This is a genomic window from Rhodospirillum centenum SW, assembly GCF_000016185.1.
Taxonomy (GTDB): domain Bacteria; phylum Pseudomonadota; class Alphaproteobacteria; order Azospirillales; family Azospirillaceae; genus Rhodocista; species Rhodocista centena.
The window spans coordinates 1009863-1028118 of record NC_011420.2 but is presented as its reverse complement, the minus strand read 5'-3'; the positions used below and the strand labels follow the sequence as shown (position 1 = coordinate 1028118).

Here is an 18256-nt window from a genome sequence, read left to right as displayed (position 1 = left end):
TTCTTCCGTCCGCGGCAGACGCCGCCGTCAGGCGGCCTGCTGCATCGCCCGCCGGTTCACGTCCTTGACGGCGATGTCGTTGAGGAGCTTGTCCGTCTCCTTCTCCTCGTTCAGCGTCTCCTCCAGCAGGGAGGCCAGCTCCTCGTTGCCGAGGCCCTGCGCATAGGCGTGGACGGAGCCGTAGGCCGCGATCTCGTAGTGCTCCATCTTCTGGGCGGCGGCGATGATGGCCACGTCCAGAAGCTCGGAGGGCAGCCCCTCGTCCAGAAGCGACTGCGCCTCCTGGATCAGCCCTTCCATGGCGTCGCAGTGCTTGCCGCGGGGGCGCTGGTCGAGCAGCTCGAACGCCTGCTTCAGCCGCTCGATCTGGCCTTCCGTCTGTTCCTTGTGCGTCTGGAAGGCCTGCTTCAGCTTGTCGTGGCTGACGGCCTTGATCAGCTTGTTGTAGGCCTTCAGGGCCTGCTTCTCGGCATCGTAGATGTCGCGCAGTTCCTCCAGCAGAAGGTCCTGCATGGTCTTCGTGGCCATGGGTGCGTGCTCCTTCGGTCTTCTCGTTCACCGGGGCGGGCGCGACGGCCCGCCATCCGGCCCCGGGGAGAACAGGCCGCGGCGCTGTCCGTTGCATCGGCTCTCGCCCGGCGTCGGAAGCGCCGCTATGTTCCCGCGGTCACCCGCTATGTTCGCGCGATCAACTGTCCGGAACCCCGCAGCCATGGCCGACCCCGACCGACCGACCGCCACCCCCACGCCCCCGGCCGCCGAGGATGTGCCGCGCTGGACGGACGCCTATTTCCAGCGCACCCGGCAGGTCGTCGAGCGGTTCGGCGACCGGCGCGTCACCTATGCCGTGTTCATGCGCCGCCCGGTGGTGGCGGCGCACCGGCTGGCGCTGGACTGGCTGCGGGCCATGGCGACGGCCCGGGGGTTCGACATCGAGGTCGAGATCAACTACCCGGAGGGCAAGTGGGTCGGTGCGGGCGAGCCCATGCTCTGGATCACCGGGCCCTTCACCGGGCTGGTGGAGCTGGAGACCCTGTTCCTGATGAAGCTCGGGCCGGCCTGCGTGGCGGCCTACAACGCCTGGACCATGTGCGCCGGCCTGCCCAGGGTCGCCTTCCTGGCGATGGATGCGCGGCACTGTGCCGGAACGGAGATGGCGGAGATCATGGCCTATGCCGCCTCCGTCGGGTCGGAGCGGGCGAAGCGCAAGGCCGGCGCCGTCGGCTTCGTCGGCAACGCCACGGACGCGACCGCGCACTGGTTCGGCCGCGACCGCGGCCTCGGCACCATGCCGCACGCCCTGATCGGCTATGCCGGCTCCACGGTGCGGGCGGCGGAGATGTACCGGGAGACCTTTCCCGACCAGCCGATGACGGTGCTGGTGGACTATTTCGGGCGTGAGGTGTCCGACAGCCTGGAGGTCTGCCGGCGCTTCCCCGATCTGGCCGCGGCCGGGAAGCTCGCCATCCGGCTGGACACGCCCGGCGGGCGCTTCTGCGAAGGGCTGGACCCGCCGCAGTCCTACGCCGTGCTGGACCGCCGCGTGCCGCACGCGATCCGCGGCTACCGCGACGAGACGGAGCTGCGCTATCTCGTGGGGCCCGGCGTCTCCGCCGCCGCCATCCACTGGGTGCGCGAGCGGCTGGACGAGGCCGGGTTCGACCGGGTGAAGATTGTCGCCTCCTCCGGCTTCAGTCCGGCCAAGTGCCGGCTGATGGCGGACGCCGCCGCCCCCATCGACGTGATCGGCACCGGCTCCTACCTGCCCGAGGCATGGTCGGAGACCTACGCCACCGCCGATATCGTGGAGTATGACGGGGTGAAGCGGGTGAAGGTCGGGCGCGAGTTCCTGCTGCGCCGCTGACCCTCCCCGGTCCGGACCAGCGCCCCGGCCCTCTGCCGGCCGGGGCGCGGAAGCGGGATCGTCAGCGCGGCGGCATGGCGCCGGGCGGCAGGATCTCCAGCAGCTCGACCTTGAACAGCAGCGTGGCGTTCGGACCGATGCCGGCCTGCGGAACACCACGGGCGCCATAGGCCAGCCGGCCGGGAATGGCGAACTCGTAGGTCTCGCCCACCTTCATGAGCTGCACGCCCTCGGTCCAGCCGGCGATGACCCGGTTCAGGGGGAAGCTGATGGGTTCGCCCCGCTCGTAGGAGCTGTCGAAGACGGTGCCGTCGATCAGCCGGCCCTCGTAGTTCACGAGCACCGCATCGGTCGCCAGCGGCGACGGGGCGGCGGGGTTCGTGACCGGCTTGACCGCCTTGTACTGGAGACCGCTGGGCGTCGTCTTCCAGCCCGGGCGCTTGGCGTTCTCGATCAGGAACTGCTTCTGGGGGTCGGGCTTCTCGGCACGGATCGGCGTGTCGTCGGACGGCGACGCGGACTGCTGGGCGGCCGCCGGGCCGGCCAGCAGGGCCGCGAAGGCGAGAAGGGCGACGGAACGGCGCAAGGTCATGGCTGACAATCCTCCAGGCTTGGGTCACCGCTCGGTACGGCCTCCCGCGGTCCCCGTCAACCATGCGCGCGGACGCGGCGTGACGGTCCCCGGGTGCGTCGACGCCCTCAGGGCACGTCTTCGCGGTACCAGTTCTCCACGGCCATGGAGCTGGCGAACTGGTGCCCGGTGGGAACGACGCCCTTCAGCCACGGGGGGAAGAAGTAGGCATTCGCCATGTGGAAGATCGGCAGTGCGGGCAGGTCATCGGCGTAAAGGTGCTGCAACCGCGACCACAGCGCCCGGTTCGCTTCCGGCTCGCAGACCCGTTCCAGATCGTCCAGCACCCGGTCCAGCCCGGGGTTGCGGTAACCGCCGTAGTTCAGCCCGCTCCAGCCGTTCTCGGCCGACGGTATCTGGCTGGAATGCAGCACGCTGCGGGGAATCTCCCGCGGCGCGGTGATCCAACTGAACAGGGCGAGGCCGGAGAAGCGGCGCTGCGGCAGGATCTCCCCGAAGAGGACGCGGGCCACCGTCTGCCGCGGCACCATGCGGACGCCGATGCGGCGCCAGTTCTCCTGGATGATCTGGAGTTCCAGATCGACCGTGCGGTCGCCTTTGCCCGCCCAGAGATCGACCTCAAGGGGATGCCCGGCGGCATCCACCCGGATGCCGTCCGGACCGGGACGCCAGCCCGCCTCTTCCAGCAGCCGCATCGCCCCGGCAGGATCGTAGGCGTGCCGGCGGACGTCCGGATCGCGGATGCCGTCGAGCGGGTTTGTGTCCGTGTCGGCGATGACGTTGCGGCCGTAGTAGAGCCGCTCGTTCATGGTGTCCCGGTCCAGACCCAGCAGCAGCGCCCGGCGGACGCGCACATCCGCCAGGATCGGGTTGTCGTGGTTGACATCCAGGTGCCGGTATCCCAGCCCCTGCATCCAGAAGACGGCGAAGCGGAAGCCGTAGTGGCGTTCGAACTGCGACGACTGATGCACGCTGAAGCCATGCTCGCCGGAGACGTAGTCCACCTCTCCGGCCAGCAGCGCCCGTTCAAGCTCGGCGGACCTGTCCAGGGTGCGCACGACGATACGGTCGAAATAGGGCTGCCGGCCGTTCCAGTGAGGATTGCGTTCGAGCTGGATCGTCTTGCCCGTTTCGACCGCGGCCAGCCGGTAGGGGCCGAGCCAGAGGCCGGGGTCGGTCACGTCGGCTTCGTACCGGCTGTTGATCCGGTAGGTGGCGGGGTCCGACTCGAACGCCTTGCGCTCCAGGTGCGCCGGCAGCAGCACCATCTCGTTCAACTGCGCCGCGGCACAGCTCCGGTGCCGGCGATGGACGATGAAGGTTCGGTCGTCCACCACCTCGACCGACCGGATGTCCCGGGCGAAGACGTCATAGGCATTGCTGCCGATGTCGGGATGGCGTCCGACCTGCCAGGTGAAGACCACGTCGCGCGTGGTCACGGGCGTACCGTCCCCCCACCTGAGATCCGGCAGCAGGGTATAGCGGACGGCGACGCCGGTATCGCCGTCGGGCAGTCTCTCCTCCTGGATGCGGCCGTTGCGGACGGTGGGCAGCTCGGTGCAGAGAACGCAGGTCAGTTCCCAGTCCGGCGTGAAGGCAGTCAGGGGCCGCTGCGCCATCCAGACCACGTAGTCGCGGATGCCCTGGCTCTCGATCAGCGGATTGAAGTTCCCGGGGAAGTCGTTGACACCGATGGTCAGCGTCCGGGAGGCGGGAGCGCCCCCCTCTCCATCCGGTGTCGGGACAGTCGCCATCAGGGGGCGGGCTGACGATGGAAGGAGTGCCACCAGGATGACGGCAACCGCAGCGAGGAACGGTCGAGAGATCATCCGTGCATGATCGCTGAAAAGTCCCGGCGAAATAAAGAGCCGTCGCGCGCTTCCTGCGGCGAAGGCTGGGCAACTCTATTTCCGGTCCGTCCGGAACGCCTCCGGCACCCGTCCCTGGAGCGGTCCCAACGTCATGGTCCGCATCCCGGCAGGCACCTGGAACAAGGTCGGATCCTGCGGCCCCCGCTCGACATCCGCCAGTTCCATCGTCACCGGCACCGACCGTCCCTCCTCCTCGACCGTGCCGTCGACCCGGACATAGATGCCGTCCGGGGTGGACCAGACCCGTCCCTCGAAACCACCCGACGCCTCGCCGCGCCTGACCCGGTAGCGCGTCGTCCCGAGGCCCGCGACCGTCTCCTGTCCCTCGGCCTCGGCATCCAGGGTGCTGAGGTTGCCCGGATCGGGACCGGCCTCCGGCCCCTCGCCCGGCTGCATCTCCAGGGCCATCCCCAGCTCCGGCTGGATCTGGAGGATGCGCTCCGGTGTCCGGATCAGGATGCTGCGCACCCCGTCGATGACGAACTCGCGCCGTTCGCTCCCCTTGGAGTGAAAGAGCCGGGCCTCGATCATGTCGCCCGCGGCCGTCATCCGCTGGCGGGCGCTGTACTCCGCCGTCGGCGGCGGCAGGCTGTCGGCGAGGGCGGCACCGGCAGCCGTCAGACAGAGCAAGCCCGCGGCAAGGCTGCGGGCAGCGGAGAGAAGGGATCGGCGGATCATGGCGGGACCGGCGGCAGGCTGCGGGGCGGTTATCCGACGGTAGCCTTCGGATACCCGCCCTACAAGTCCGCCTGGCGCTCCTCCCCCATCGGGGCGAGCGGCCGCACGGCCGGTCCCCCGATCACGCCTCCCTCGGGGGTGAAGCGGCTGCCATGGCAGGGACAGTCCCAGCTCCGTTCCAGATCGTTCCAGCGCACCGTGCAGCCCAGATGGGGGCAGATCGCCGAGACACGGGTGACGGTGCCGTCCTCGGCCCGGTAGACGGCGACCTTGGCGACGCCCTCCCGCAGCACGGCTCCCTGGCCCGGCGCGATGGCCGCCTCGCTCGACAGCTCGGCGGGACTCAGGTGCCCGCGGGCGAACTCGCGGGCGACGTCCAGGTTCTCCTTCACGTATTCCCGCAGGTTCCGCTTCGGCTTGCGGTCGGGGTCGTAGAGACCGGCCCAGGCATTGTCCCGCCCCTGGAGCATGTCGGTCAGCAGCATCCCGGCGATGGTGCCGTGGGTCATGCCCATGCCGCTGTCGCCCGTGGCGATCAGGATGTTCGCCGTGTCCGCCGGATTGCGCCCGATGAAGCCCAGCCCGTCGAACGGCTCCATCACCTGGCCGGACCAGCGGTAGACCACCTCTCCCGCCATCGGGAAGTGGCGGCGAGCCCAGTGCTCCAGCCGGGTGAAGCGCTGCCCCGTGTCATGCGCCTCGCCGGTCTTGTGATCCTCGCCCCCGACGATCAGCACGTCGCGGCCGTCCCCGCCGGTCCCGGCCTGGAGACGGACATAATGGTAGTCCTCGCGGGTGTCCCACCACAGCGCCGGGACGATCGCATCGCGCGGCACGGCCAGCCCGACGACATAGCTGCGGTAGGGCGCCTGCTTGGTATGGATGGCGACGCGGTCCAGGAAGGGCGTGTTCGTGGCGACGACGCAGGCCTGCGCCCGCAGGACGCGGCCGTCGTCGGCATGGATGGTCGCCACCTCCCCGCCCTCGACCTCGACGATGCGGTGGCCGGTGACGATATGGCCCCCGTGCGCCCGCAGGGCGGTGCCAGCCCCCGGACATACTTCATGGGGTCGAACTGGGCCTGACGGGGAAAGCGCAGCGCCGGGCCGCGGTAGTCGCCCAGGGAGAAATCCTCGACCAGCTCGACATCGGCGAGTCCGGCGCGATGCGCCGCGGCAAGCTCCTCCTCCAGATGGTCGCGCCGGTGCTCCGGCGACAGGAACAGCCAGCCGTCCACACGGCGGAAGTCGCAGTCGATGCCCTCCTGCTCCGCGATCCGGCCGATCATCTCGATGGCGGCGGTATGGCTCTCCGCCGCCAGCCGGGCGCCGGACTCCCCGACCTGCTGCTCCAGGAAGCTGTAGCGGTCGTCGATGGCGTTGGAGAGATGGGCCGTGGTCCGGCTGGTCTCCCCGCCGCCGACGGGTCCCTTGTCCACCACCAGGACCTGCCGTCCCTCGCGGGCCAGCAGACAGGCCGTGGTCATCCCGGCGATGCCCGCGCCGATGACCACCACGTCGGCCGGCGGATCGCGGTTGATCAGGGTATAGGGCGCGAAGGCCAGGGCCGACGGCATGTCCAGGTCGGACTCGTGGGACGGCTGCCCCGGGTGGGGCAGCGCCGTGTCCGTCTCCGGAAAGGGCGCCGTGTCCATCCAGAGCGATTTCGTCATGCCACTGCCACGCATCGCCAAGCCTCCTGCACCGTCTGCACCGTCGGGATCGGTCTTCCGGCAACAGCCCGGTCCTCCGGACGTTGCGGCCGGCCGGCATCGGGCGTGGGAGGGAAAGGACCCGGGCGGAGAGTGCATGGTGCGGTGATTGAGGTGCCGCGGGCGGGTTGCTAGGGTGCTGCATCCTTCCGCATCCCGGCGCTCCCCATGACCGACAGCCTGACCATCGCCCTCGCCCAGATCAACCCGACGGTGGGGGCCCTGCGCGCGAACCTCGACAGGATCAGGACGGCGCGGGCGGAGGCCGCGGCCCGCGGCGCCGATCTGGTGGTGCTCTCCGAACTGGTCGTCTCCGGCTACCCGCCGGAGGATCTGGTGCTGAAGCCCTTCTTCCTGGACACGGTGCAGCAGGCCGTGGAGGAACTGGCGGCCGACACCGGCGACGGCGGCCCCGGCCTGCTGCTGGGCGCCCCCTGGCGCGAGGCCGGCCGCACCCACAATGCCGCCCTGCTGCTGGACGGCGGCCGGGTGGCGGCGGTCCGCTTCAAGCACGATCTGCCCAACTACGGCCCGTTCGACGAGAAGCGGGTGTTCGATCCCGGCCCGCTGCCCGGCCCGGTCAGCTTCCGCGGCGTGCGGCTGGGCATCGTCATCTGCGAGGACATGTGGACCCCGGACGTGGCCGAGACGCTGGCCGAGACGGGGGCCGAGATCCTGATCGTGCCCAACGGCAGCCCGTTCGAGACGGACAAGGCGGACCGCCGCCTGTCCCTGGCCGTCGCCCGGGTGACGGAGACGGGGCTGCCGCTGGCCTATGTCAACCAGGTCGGCGGCCAGGACGAGCTGGTCTTCGACGGCGGTTCCTTCGTCCTGAACGCCGACCGGGGGCTGGCGGCCCAGCTTCCCTCCTTCGAGGAGCACGTCGCCATCACCCACTGGACCCGCGGCGACGGCGGCTGGACCTGCACCTCCACCGAGATGACGGCGCCCGCCGAAGGGCTGGAGGCGATCTACCGGGCGATGGTGCTGGGGCTGCGCGACTATGTGCGGAAGAACCGCTTCCCCGGCGTCATCCTGGGCCTGTCCGGCGGCATCGACAGCGCCCTGTCCGCGGCCGTTGCGGTGGACGCACTGGGAGCCGACCGGGTCCATTGCGTGATGATGCCGTCCCCCTACACCTCCCGCGAGAGCCTGGAGGATGCCGCCGAGTGCGCCGAGCTGCTGGGCTGCCGGATCGACACGATCTCCATCGAACCGGCCATGAAGGCGTTCGAGCACATGCTGGAACCGGCCTTCGCCGACCGCGAGCCGGACATCACCGAGGAGAACCTGCAATCCCGCGCCCGCGGCGTCACCCTGATGGCGCTGTCCAACAAGTTCGGCGGAATGGTGCTGTCCACCGGCAACAAGTCGGAGATGTCGGTGGGCTACGCCACGCTCTACGGCGACATGTGCGGCGGCTATTCCGTCCTGAAGGATGTCTACAAGACGACCGTCTACCGCCTGTCGCACTGGCGCAACCGGACCCTGCCTCGGCAGGCGCACGGCCCCGCCGGCCGCGTCATCCCGGAGCGGATCATCACCAAGGCCCCCACGGCCGAACTGAAGCCGGACCAGACGGACCAGGACACGCTGCCGCCCTACGAGATACTGGACGACATCCTGGAGTGTCTGGTGGAGAAGGACCTCGGGCTGGCCGCGATCGTGGCCCGCGGCCACGACCGGGAAACGGTGAGCCGCGTCTGGCGCATGCTGGACCGGGCCGAATACAAGCGCCGGCAGGCCCCCCCGGGCGTGAAGGTCACCAGCCGCAGCTTCGGCAAGGACCGCCGCTATCCGATCACCAGCGGTTTCGTCAGCCTGGTCGAAGACGGCGGGAATTCCTGACCGGGAGGGGCCTGCGCCCGGGAACCTGATCCGGACGCACCTCGCTGGTTCTGCGGCCCCGCTCCTACGGCAGGAACAGCGGCCCGCCGGACAGGCGCCCGACCAGACGGTCGGCGTCCGCGGGCGACAGCGGCCGGCCGAAATGGTAACCCTGGGCACTGGTGCAGCCCATCCGGGCCAGTTCGCGCCCGGTCTCCGGGTCCTCCACCCCCTCGGCCACGATGTCCACGCCCAACGCATGGCCGAGGGCGACCACGGTGCGGACGATGTTGCGGCAGTCCTCGTCGTGCAGCATGGGCCGGACGAAGCTCTGGTCAACCTTCAGCCCGTCGAAGGGCAGCCGGTGCAGGCGGGAGAGCGAGGAGTAGCCGGTCCCGAAATCGTCGATCAGGATACGGAAGCCCCGCTGACGCAGCCCGTCCAGCCGGCTGGAGACGATGTCCAGATCCTGCGCCAGCGCCGTCTCCGTCACCTCCAGCTTCAGCCGGCGGACATCGACGCCGGTGGCCGCGATCACCCCGTCCACCAGTTCGAACAGATCCGGGCGGGCGAGCTGGACCGGAGACACGTTGACACTGACCGTCAGCGGGGTCCCGTTCAGACGCGGCTGCCAGGACCGCAGGAGGGCGCAGGCCTTGCGCAGCACCGTCTCCCCCAGGGCCACGATCAGCCCGCTCTCCTCCGCGATGGGGATGAACTCGGTCGGGGAAACACTGCCCCGGCCGGGATGGGCCCAGCGCGCCAGCGCCTCGAACCCGATCAGGCGGCGACCGGGCAGGTCCACGACGGGTTGCAGCGCCAGCCCGATCTCGTCCCGCTCCAGCGCCCGGCGCAGCTCCGTCTGAAGGCGCAGCGCCTGCAAGGGGGCCGTCCGCATCGCCGGTTCGAAGCTGATGCAGCGGGCGCGGCCGCGGGCCTTGGCATAATGCACCGCGATGCCGAGGTCGCGCAGCACCTCGTCCGGCGTCTCGCGCTCGCCATGGTCGAGCACCACGGCGACGCTGACGGAGGGGAACAGGTCGTGGTGGCCGGGCACCTCCATCGGCGCCATGACGGCGAGGCGCATCTCCTCGGCCCGGCGCAGGGCGAGGTCCGGAGTCCAGGACTGTTCGCAGAGCACGGCGAAATCGTCGCTGCCCAGCCGGGCCAGCGTGTCGCCCGCCCCCAGCAGTCGGGACAGCCGGCGCGCGATCTCCGCCAGCATGCGGTCGCCCAGCGCATGGCCCAGCGTGTTGTTCACCATGCGGAAGTTGTCGCAGTCGATGAGGAAGACGCCGAATCCGGGCGACTGCCCGGCCCGCCGGCGCCGCAGCGCCTGGGCCAGCCGGTCCACCAGCAGCGTCCGGTTCGGCAGCCCGGTCAGCCCGTCATGCAGGGCGACGTGGGCCGCCTCCTGCTCCATGCGGCGGCGGTGGCTGATGTCCTCCAGCGTGCCTTCATAGCCCGACGTCTCGCCTCCGGCACCGAGGTGACGGCGCAGGTTGAGGGATACCCAGATCAGGTCGCCGTCGGCGCGCTGCACCATGGTCTCGAAGCCGCGGACGATACCCGCCCCGCGCAGGCGGGAGCGCAGTTCGGCCCGGTCGGCCGGCACGGCGACAAGCGCACGACCGTCCGGCACCGCGGCCATCAGCGCATCGGCCGTGCCGTAGCCCAGGATGTCCACAAGCGCCGGATTCACCGCCCGCAGACGGCCGGCGAGGTCCATCCGGAAGACGCCCTCGACCGCGTTCTCGAACAGGTCGCGCCAGCGCCGGTCGGCTTCGCGCGCCCGTTCCTCCGCCCGGCGTGCCTCGTCTGCGGCCAGGGCAAGGGCGACGAAGTCCGCGAGCGAGGCCGCGAAGGCAGCTTCCTCGTCCGTCCAGGAGCGCGGTCCCCCGGCATGCTCGCAGCAGACGACTCCGACAAGGCTTCCCTGGTGGATGACCGGCGCGTCCAGCCGCGCGCTGTTCCCTTCCGGGATCAGGAGGGAGTCGCGGAGATCCGCCATGACGGCGCTGCGGCCGACATCATCGACCCGCAGCGGCCGTTCGGTTTCCAATGCCGCGCGGTAGCCCTCGTTGCAGCCGATGGCGAGGAGGGGGCCGGCGGCGTGACGCCCGCTCGCCGTCTCGAAGATGTCACCGGCCCGCAGCGAGCGGGCGTCATCACTGAAGAACCAGACGGACACGCGCCCGACAGCGAGGACGGCGGCGGCCGTCTCCGTGACCGCCCGCAGACAGCCCGGGAGATCACGCTTCAGGAACGGCCCGCTCCGGGCCAGATGCCCGAGCGCGCGGCTGCTGCTGCGCATCCCTGCGCTCAGACCTGGGGGCGCTATGGCCAAAGGGGCCTCTCATCGCCGACGGTTGCTCAATCTACCTCTAATCTTCCGGGATAAACAAACGGACAGCCGCCCGCAACCGCTCGCGTCGTGTCTCTCTCATCCCCCCGGATGCGCCTGCACGAAGGGAGGGCGATGACCTTTGGACGAACGTATTAGTACCCTGTCTTGACAAGGAAGAGAGCGGGCACCAAAGTGCCGCCTCATCTCCGATCGGGAGGGAGGGTTGGATTCTTGGGAACCAGACCTTAACCCTCCGCCGGTACGGTGGATGGGGCGACCGGGTGGCGGTCGAACCGTACGGCAACACGTCTGGTATTGGGGGTCTGCGCGTGTCCAACACCAACCTGCAGGTGCTGGTCGTCGATGATTACGCGACGATGCGGCGCATCATCAGGAACCTGCTGACGCAGATCGGCTTCACTCGCATCGAGGAAGCCGCCGACGGTGCGGAAGCGCTGGCGAAGCTGCGCGGCGGCACCTTCGGGCTGGTGATTTCCGACTGGAACATGGAGCCGATGACCGGCCTCCAGCTCCTCAAGGAGGTCCGCGCGGACATCCGGCTGAAGAGCATGCCCTTCATCATGGTCACGGCCGAATCGAAGACGGAGAACGTGATCGCGGCGAAGGAAGCCGGTGTGAACAATTACATCGTCAAGCCCTTCAACGCCGATACTCTGAAGAAGAAGATCGAGAGCGTCATCGGCGCGATCGGCTGAGCGACCCGATGGCAGCCGACGACCGCCCCCTCGATCTGGACGCCGCGGACTACGACCGCTTCGAGGACGATCTCCTCTCCAGCCCGCGCGGCCGTGCCTTCCTGCGCATGCGGGACCGGCGCAGCCGCGTCGTCGCCGTAGAGGATGTGCGCCGACTGCTCGGTCAGCGCACGGCGCCTGAGGCCGATCCGCAGTCGCATATCCGCATTCTGCGCCGCGAGCTTCAGGAACTCTCCTCCCACATCGCGCAGACCCGGCGGGAGATCGCCGCCCTGCGGCCGGACGATCCGTCCGCGAACCGCATCATGCTGGCGACGGAGGAGCTTGACGCCATCCTCCAGGCGACCGAGCACGCGACGACGGAGATCCTGAACGGGGCGGAACGCATCCAGGCGGTTGCGGACAGGCTGCGCGACCCCGACGGGGAACTGGCCGGGCAGCTCGACAACGAGGTCATGGGCATCATGACCGCCTGCTCCTTCCAGGACATCACCGGCCAGCGCATGACCAAGGTGGTCAACACCATGCGCTACATCGAGCGCCGGGTGAACGCGATGATCGAGATCTGGGGCGGGCTGGACGGGTCGGATGCCCCGGCCGCGGACGAGCCGGCCGACAAGCGCCCCGACGCACATCTGCTGAACGGTCCGGCCCTGCACGGCGGCATCAACCAGGACGTGGTCGATGCCCTGCTTTCCGGACAGCAGGCGGCGGCAGCGGCGGCTCCTGCCGCCCCGGCGGCACCGGACGCCGGGAAGTCGGATACCCAGACGCCCGCGGATGAGGGCAAGCCCACCGTCGGGCCGCTGTCACAGTCGGCCGTGGACGACCTGTTCCCCTGATCGCCTTTTCCTGGCCCGACCTGTCCTGACCGGACTTTCAAGCCCCGGCCTGCCAAGCCCCGGCCTGCCAAGCCCCTGCCTGCCCGCAGGCCCCCGGCGGACCGGGGGCTGCGGGAGGAACGCAGGGAGCGCCCCTCAGCGCGCGTCCTTGACCACCGCACCGCCCTTGATGACGACCGGGATCGCCTCCAGGGTCGAGATGTCGGCCAGCGGATCGGCGGCGACCGCCACCATGTCCGCATAGCGGCCGGGGGCGATGCTGCCCACCTCCTCCGCCATGCCCAGGGCGTCGGCCGCGACGACGGTCGCCGCCTGGATCGCCTGCAGCGGCGTCATGCCGAACTTCACCATGCGGGAGAACTGCTTGCCGTTCCAGCCGTGCGGGTAGACCCCCGCATCGCTGCCGAAGGTCAGCTTCACGCCGGCCTTGACCGCTTCGCCGAAGCTGGTCCGCTGCGTCTGCCCGACCGTCCGCTCCTTCGCCAGGGACTCAGGAAGGATGCCGGCCTTCTCGCCTTCGCCCAGGATGAACTCGGTGTTGTAGACATCCATCGAGAGCACGGTGCCGTTCTTCTTCGCCAGCGCGATGGCCTCGGCGTCCAGGAAGCTGGCGTGCTCCACCGTGTCCACGCCGGCGCGGATCGCCGCCTTGATCCCGGCATTGCCGTGGGCATGGGCGGCGACCTTCATGCCCAGCATGTGGGCTTCCTTGACGATGGCGGCCATCTCCTCCTCGGTGAGCTGCTGGGCGCCCACCTCCGTGCCCTTCGACAGCACGCCGCCGGTCGCCATGATCTTGATGACGTCCGCCCCGAACTTCCTGTTGTAGCGGACCTTTTCCGCCAGGGCCCAGGGGCCGGTGGCGACGCCCTCGGCCTCGCGCTGGAGATCGTAGGGCAGCAGGTTGGCGTCGCCATGTCCGCCAAGGGCGGAGAGCGGCGGACCGGAGACGATCAGGCGCGGGCCGGGCACCCGCCCCTCCTCCACCGCCCGCTTCACGGCCACGTCGGCGAAGCTGCCGGCACCGAGATTGCGGACGGTCGTGAAGCCCGCTTCCAGCGTCGTCCGGGCGTTCACGACACCATCGATCGCCAGATCCGTCGCGTTGCGGGTCAGCCGCCGGTAGCCGTGCAGGTCGTGCCGGCTGGTCAGGTGGACATGCATGTCGATCAGGCCGGGCAGCAGGGTCAGCCCCGGCAGGTCGATCCGTGTCGCCCCCTGCGGTGCCGGCAGATCCGAAACCGTGCCGACCCTGGCGACGCGGCCGTCCTCCACCAGCACGGCCGGGCGGGCGACCATGCTGCCGGAGCGCACGTCCAGCAGGCGGTCGGCGGTGATGTAGACGGTCTCCGCCGTTGCCGGCGCGGCGCCGGACAGGGCAGCCCCGGCAAGGACGCCCCCGGTCAGAAGGAGGGCAGCGGTCAGACCGCGCAGGACAGACGGAAGCAGGCCGGCGGGACTGCCGGGCGGACAAGCGGAAGGCATGGAAGACTCGCTCGCAGATGGGACCCGGGAGCGAGCTTCCGATCCGGAGGGGTACAGGTCAAGCTATTGGATGTGCGCTCTTATTCGTTTTCTTATTCGGCCGCGGCCTGCTGCGACAGTTTCAGTCCCCGGCGCGTCCGCTTCAGTTCTTCCGCCACCAGGAAGGCCAGTTCCAGGGACTGGCTGGCGTTCAGGCGCGGGTCGCAGGCCGTGTGATAGCGCAGGGCCAGCGAATGCTCCGTGATCGCCTGGGCGCCGCCGGTGCATTCGGTGACGTCCTGGCCCGTCATCTCGAAATGCACGCCGCCGGGATGCACGTCCTCGGTGCGGCAGACCTCGAAGAAGCCCCGCACCTCGGCCAGCACGCGGTCGAAGGGGCGCGTCTTGAAGCCGGTGGAGGACTTGATCGTATTGCCGTGCATGGGATCGCAGGACCAGACCACCGTGCGCCCTTCCCGCTTCACCTTGCGGACCAGGGCGGGCAGCTTGTCCTCCACCTTGTCGTGCCCCATGCGGCAGATCAGGGTCAGGCGGCCGGGCTCATCCGCCGGGTTCAGCAGGTCGATCAGCCGGATCAGTTCGTCCGGGTCCAGCGACGGGCCGCACTTCAGCCCCAGCGGGTTGCGGATGCCGCGCAGATATTCGATGTGCGCGCCGTCCGGCTGGCGGGTGCGGTCGCCGACCCAGAGCATGTGGGCCGAGACGGCGTACCAGTCGCCCGTCGTGCTGTCGATCCGGGTCAGCGCCTGCTCATAAGGCAGCAGCAGCGCCTCATGGCTGGTGAAGAACTCCGTCTCGCGGATCTGCGGCGTGGTGGCGCCGGTGATGCCGCAGGCGGCCATGAAGGCCAGCGCCTCGTCCAGCCGGCCGGCCAGATCGCGGTAACGCTCGCCCTGCGGGCTCTTCTCCACGAACCCCAGGGTCCACTGGTGGACCTTGTGCAGATCGGCATAGCCGCCCTGGGCGAAGGCCCGCAGCAGGTTCAGGGTCGCGGCCGACTGGTTGTAGGCCTGCACCATGCGGTCGGGATCGGGGACCCGCGCCTCGGGCGTGAAGTCGAAGCCGTTGATGATGTCGCCGCGGTAGGCCGGCAGCTCCACCCCGTCCACCACCTCCATGTCGGCGGAGCGGGGCTTGGCGAACTGCCCGGCCATGCGGCCGACCTTCACCACCGGCGTGGCGCCGCCGAAGGTCAGAACGATCGCCATCTGCAACAGCACCCGGAAGGTGTCGCGGATGTTGTTCGGGTGGAACTCCGAGAAGCTCTCGGCACAGTCGCCGCCCTGGAGCAGGAAGGCCTGCCCCTGCGTGGCACGGCCCAGGCATTCCTTGAGGCTGCGCGCCTCGCCGGCGAAGACCAGCGGCGGATACCCGGCGAGCCGCGCCGCGGCGGCCTGAAGCTTCGCCGGATCGGGATAGGTGGGCATCTGCATGGCCGGCTTCGCGCGCCAGCTCTCCGGCGTCCAGCGTCCACCCGTGCCCATCGCAGTCTCCGTCGCCATCTCACACCTCTTCCCGGACCGCGCGCCGGACGACGCTGCCAGTCCTGTCATCGCGCCCGCCTTTCTACGCGCATGCACCGGACGTTTCCAGTCCCGCCCATGGTGCCGCACGCAACAAAGGTACGCAATTTGCTCACCCTCTGCCGGCGGGGGTCATTATACTCCGCCGCCCGCCGCAGCAGAACCCGCAAGGGCAGCCCCGCAGGCCCGGCCGGTTCCCCCCTGCCGCGTACCGCACAGCCCCAGAGACCCCTGTACCCCATGGCTTCGCTCTCCCCCGCCCCGGCCGGAACGGCCGCCCCCCGGCCGCCCGCGACGGGTTGGCGCGACGTGCTGCGCGCGCTCCGCCGGCCGCGGGTGGCGGTGATGCTGCTGCTGGGCTTCTCCTCCGGTCTGCCCTTCATGCTGACCGGCAACACGCTGGGTTTCTGGCTGCGCGAGGGCGGGGTCGAACTGACGGCCATCGGCTTCCTGTCCTGGGTCGGCCTCGCCTACTCCTTCAAGTTCCTCTGGGCACCGCTGATCGACAGACTGGACGCGCCCCTTCTGGGCCGGCTGCTGGGCCGGCGCCGCGGCTGGATGCTGACGGCACAGATCCTAGTCGCCGTCGGTCTGGCCGGCATCGCCGCCACCGGCCCCGGCGGCGGGCTGGCGGCGCTGGCGGGGTTCGCCCTGCTGGCGGCCTTCGCCTCGGCCACGCAGGACGTGGTGGTGGACGCCTGGAGGATCGAAACCGCCGACGACAAGGAGGAGCTGGGGCTGCTGACGGCGGCCTACCAGCTCGGCTACCGCGGGGCGCTCCTGCTGACGGATGCGCTGATCCTGATCCTGGCCGGGCAGATCGGCTGGCCCGGTTCCTATCTGGCGATGGGACTGGCGATGGCCGTCGGTATCGGCGCCACGCTGGCAGCAACGGAGCCGGCCCGGGCCGGAGTGGCGACGGCGACCACCACGCCGCCGCTGTGGAGTCCGCGCGGCCTCATCGACGCGGTGGTCGGCCCGTTCGTCGCCTTCTTCCGGACCCATGGCGAGCTGGCGCTGCTGATGCTGGCCGCGATCAGCCTGTACCGGCTGGCCGATTTCGTCATGGGGCCGATGGCGAACCCGTTCTATGTCGATCTGGGCCTGACCAAGGAGGTGGTCGGGTCGGTGCGGGCCACGATCGGGCTCTGGGCGTCGGTCGTCGGGGTCGCCGTGGGCGGCATCAGCGCGGTGAAACTGGGCTTCGGGCGCACCCTGCTGATCGGCGCCGTGGTCGGACCGGGGTCGAACCTCGCCTTCTCGCTGCTGGCGCTGACGGGACCGGACCCGACCGCCTTCGCCATTGCCATGGCGGTGGACAATCTGGCGACCGGGTTCGCCGGCACGGCCCTGGTCGCCTACATGTCCAGCCTGACCAGCGTCGGCTACACGGCGACGCAGTACGCGCTGCTGAGTTCCTTCTACGCGCTGCTCGGCAAGTTCCTGAAGGGCTTCTCCGGCGGGGCGGTGGAGCTGCTGAAGACCGGCCACGACACGCTGACGGCCTATGCCCTGTTCTTCGCCGGAACGGCCGCCATCGGCATCCCCGCCCTGCTGCTCTGCATCCTGCTGGAACGGAGCACGCGCCGCCGCCTGCCCGGGTCAGAGACCTCCCGGGAGGCGGCTCAAGGCAGGGTGCAGGGGCAGTAGCACAGGCCCGGCTGTCCGGGCACCGGCGTGGCGGGAGGTTGCGGGCCGGGTCCGCTCCCGCCACCGGAACCGCCCCCCGGCAAGCCGCCACCGGGCCAGCCGCCACCACCGTTCCCCCCACCGGAACCACCCGTCCCGCCCGGAGACCCGCCGCCACCGCTGCCGCCTCCGGTGCCACCCGGGGAGCCCCCGCCGGGCCAGCCACCGCCGCCCCCAGTGCCACCGCCGCCGGAGCCGCCAGGACCGCCCGGAGACCCGCCCCCAGTGCTGCCACCGCCGGAACCACCGGAGCCGCCGGTGCCACCGCCCGGGACAACGCCCCCCGGACCCGGACCGCCCGGACCCGGACCGCCCGGCGCCACCGCTCCCGGAGCCCCCGGCCCGCCACCGATCACGGGGCCGACGACGGAGCCGATGATCGTACCGATGACCGGCACCGCCGCCCCGGGGGTCGAGCCGCTCCCGCCCGTCTGGCCGCCGCCGGCCCCCGGCGGTGTCGCCGGGGGGACCTGCACCGTGGTGTTGCCGAGATCCACCACCTCGACGCCGCCCCCGACGACCTGCCCGCCGACCAGCGTCACCCCGGTGGCGACGCCGAGCGCCCCCGTCAGGGCGGCGGAGAGCTGCGCCAGACTGAAGGGCCGGTCGGCGTGGATCACGGGATCGCGGATTTCCGCCACCAGGACCATATGCCCGGCGGCAAGGCTGGCCGCCGTATCCACCCGCAGCACCGCCTCCTCCGCCTCCAAGGACGGCCGGGCAGTACGAGCCTGGCGGGCGATCCGGATGTCGCGGAACCGCACGTTGGGCGGCAACCCCGCCGCCGAGACCGGCGTGGCCGAGACCTGAAGGTCCTTCAGCTCGACCTGGTTCAACCGGGCGATGAAGCCGGCTGCCGCCGCCTCGACATCGAAGGCCACGGGCAGCAGCAGAAGCATGAGCACCCCGGCGACGATCACGAAGGTGACGATCTTGAACGCCCAGCGGAAGGGCGAGAGCAGCAGGCCGAGCATGAGGGGTATCCCTGTCGGTGGACCGGCGACACTGTAGAAGGCAGGGTAGGCTGTGAAAAAGGCCGAAGGGACGGAAACCGCGGCCCGCCCCGCCTTTCCGCTCCGGCCCTCCTCCGGACCAGCACCGCCCCGGACCC

The 18256-nt window shown here is 70.3% G+C and carries 14 protein-coding genes and 1 pseudogene; 5 read left to right on the top strand and 10 right to left on the bottom strand.

From position 1 onward, the window contains the following. Positions 1–27: 27 nt before the first annotated feature. Positions 28–528 carry a ferritin-like domain-containing protein gene (locus RC1_RS04575; RefSeq protein ID WP_012566179.1) on the bottom strand — a complete coding sequence of 167 codons (501 nt, stop codon included), beginning with the start codon at positions 526–528 and terminating at the stop codon, positions 28–30. 184 nt (positions 529–712) lie between these two features. Here RC1_RS04575 and RC1_RS04570 point away from each other — a divergent pair, with 184 nt between their 5' ends. Next, on the top strand, positions 713–1864 hold the full coding sequence (locus tag RC1_RS04570; RefSeq protein ID WP_012566178.1) for a beta/alpha barrel domain-containing protein: 1152 nt from the start codon (positions 713–715) through the stop codon (positions 1862–1864). A gap of 61 nt (positions 1865–1925) precedes the next feature. On the opposite strand, the gene RC1_RS22475 is transcribed toward RC1_RS04570, so the two are convergent. From RC1_RS22475 to RC1_RS22465, 5 genes and pseudogenes are all read right to left on the bottom strand, one after another. After that, positions 1926–2456 (bottom strand): FKBP-type peptidyl-prolyl cis-trans isomerase, encoded by a 531-nt coding sequence (locus RC1_RS22475; protein WP_012566177.1) that lies wholly within the window; start codon positions 2454–2456, stop codon positions 1926–1928. A gap of 107 nt (positions 2457–2563) precedes the next feature. Continuing rightward, positions 2564–4210: a peptide ABC transporter substrate-binding protein gene (locus RC1_RS04560; protein ID WP_184446273.1), complete on the bottom strand. Its 1647-nt coding sequence runs from the start codon at positions 4208–4210 to the stop codon at positions 2564–2566. Positions 4211–4360: 150 nt separating this feature from the next. After that, entirely contained in the window at positions 4361–5005 is a 645-nt protein-coding gene (locus RC1_RS04555) for a hypothetical protein (protein WP_012566175.1), read from the bottom strand. Positions 5006–5064: 59 nt separating this feature from the next. Continuing rightward, the gene (locus tag RC1_RS22470; RefSeq protein ID WP_272912055.1) at positions 5065–6234 is read right to left on the bottom strand and encodes an FAD-dependent oxidoreductase; all 1170 of its coding nucleotides are present in this window, start codon (positions 6232–6234) and stop codon (positions 5065–5067) included. Continuing rightward, a pseudogene (locus RC1_RS22465) lies at positions 6144–6581 on the bottom strand (NAD(P)/FAD-dependent oxidoreductase); the annotation flags it as partial. The pseudogene RC1_RS22465 and the gene RC1_RS22470, both read right to left, overlap by 91 nt. A 303-nt stretch (positions 6582–6884) precedes the next feature. Between RC1_RS22465 and RC1_RS04545 the strand changes: the two are divergent. Then, positions 6885–8564, top strand: a complete 1680-nt coding sequence (locus RC1_RS04545; RefSeq protein ID WP_012566174.1) for an NAD+ synthase — start codon at positions 6885–6887, stop codon at positions 8562–8564. A gap of 64 nt (positions 8565–8628) precedes the next feature. Here the strand turns inward: RC1_RS04545 and RC1_RS04540 are convergent, their stop codons facing one another. Continuing rightward, entirely contained in the window at positions 8629–10857 is a 2229-nt protein-coding gene (locus RC1_RS04540) for a putative bifunctional diguanylate cyclase/phosphodiesterase (RefSeq protein WP_012566173.1), read from the bottom strand. 362 nt (positions 10858–11219) lie between these two features. Here RC1_RS04540 and RC1_RS04535 point away from each other — a divergent pair, with 362 nt between their 5' ends. Both RC1_RS04535 and RC1_RS04530 read left to right on the top strand, forming a co-directional pair. After that, a complete protein-coding gene (locus RC1_RS04535; RefSeq protein WP_012566171.1) occupies positions 11220–11606 on the top strand; it encodes a response regulator in 387 nt (128 codons plus the stop codon). A gap of 8 nt (positions 11607–11614) precedes the next feature. After that, the gene (locus RC1_RS04530; RefSeq protein ID WP_012566170.1) at positions 11615–12448 is read left to right on the top strand and encodes a protein phosphatase CheZ; all 834 of its coding nucleotides are present in this window, start codon (positions 11615–11617) and stop codon (positions 12446–12448) included. Between the two features lie 135 nt (positions 12449–12583). Here RC1_RS04530 and RC1_RS04525 read toward each other — a convergent pair whose 3' ends face one another. Both RC1_RS04525 and RC1_RS04520 read right to left on the bottom strand, forming a co-directional pair. Further along, on the bottom strand, positions 12584–13933 hold the full coding sequence (locus tag RC1_RS04525; protein ID WP_012566169.1) for a Xaa-Pro dipeptidase: 1350 nt from the start codon (positions 13931–13933) through the stop codon (positions 12584–12586). 92 nt (positions 13934–14025) lie between these two features. After that, positions 14026–15435: a class II 3-deoxy-7-phosphoheptulonate synthase gene (locus tag RC1_RS04520; RefSeq protein ID WP_234703830.1), complete on the bottom strand. Its 1410-nt coding sequence runs from the start codon at positions 15433–15435 to the stop codon at positions 14026–14028. Positions 15436–15696: 261 nt separating this feature from the next. Here RC1_RS04520 and RC1_RS04515 point away from each other — a divergent pair, with 261 nt between their 5' ends. Continuing rightward, on the top strand, positions 15697–17106 hold the full coding sequence (locus RC1_RS04515) for a muropeptide MFS transporter (RefSeq protein ID WP_012566167.1): 1410 nt from the start codon (positions 15697–15699) through the stop codon (positions 17104–17106). On the opposite strand, the gene RC1_RS21690 is transcribed toward RC1_RS04515, so the two are convergent. Continuing rightward, complete coding sequence (locus tag RC1_RS21690) at positions 17082–18119, bottom strand: hypothetical protein (protein WP_012566166.1); 1038 nt, start codon at positions 18117–18119, stop codon at positions 17082–17084. The genes RC1_RS04515 and RC1_RS21690 overlap by 25 nt on opposite strands. Positions 18120–18256 lie beyond the last annotated feature (137 nt).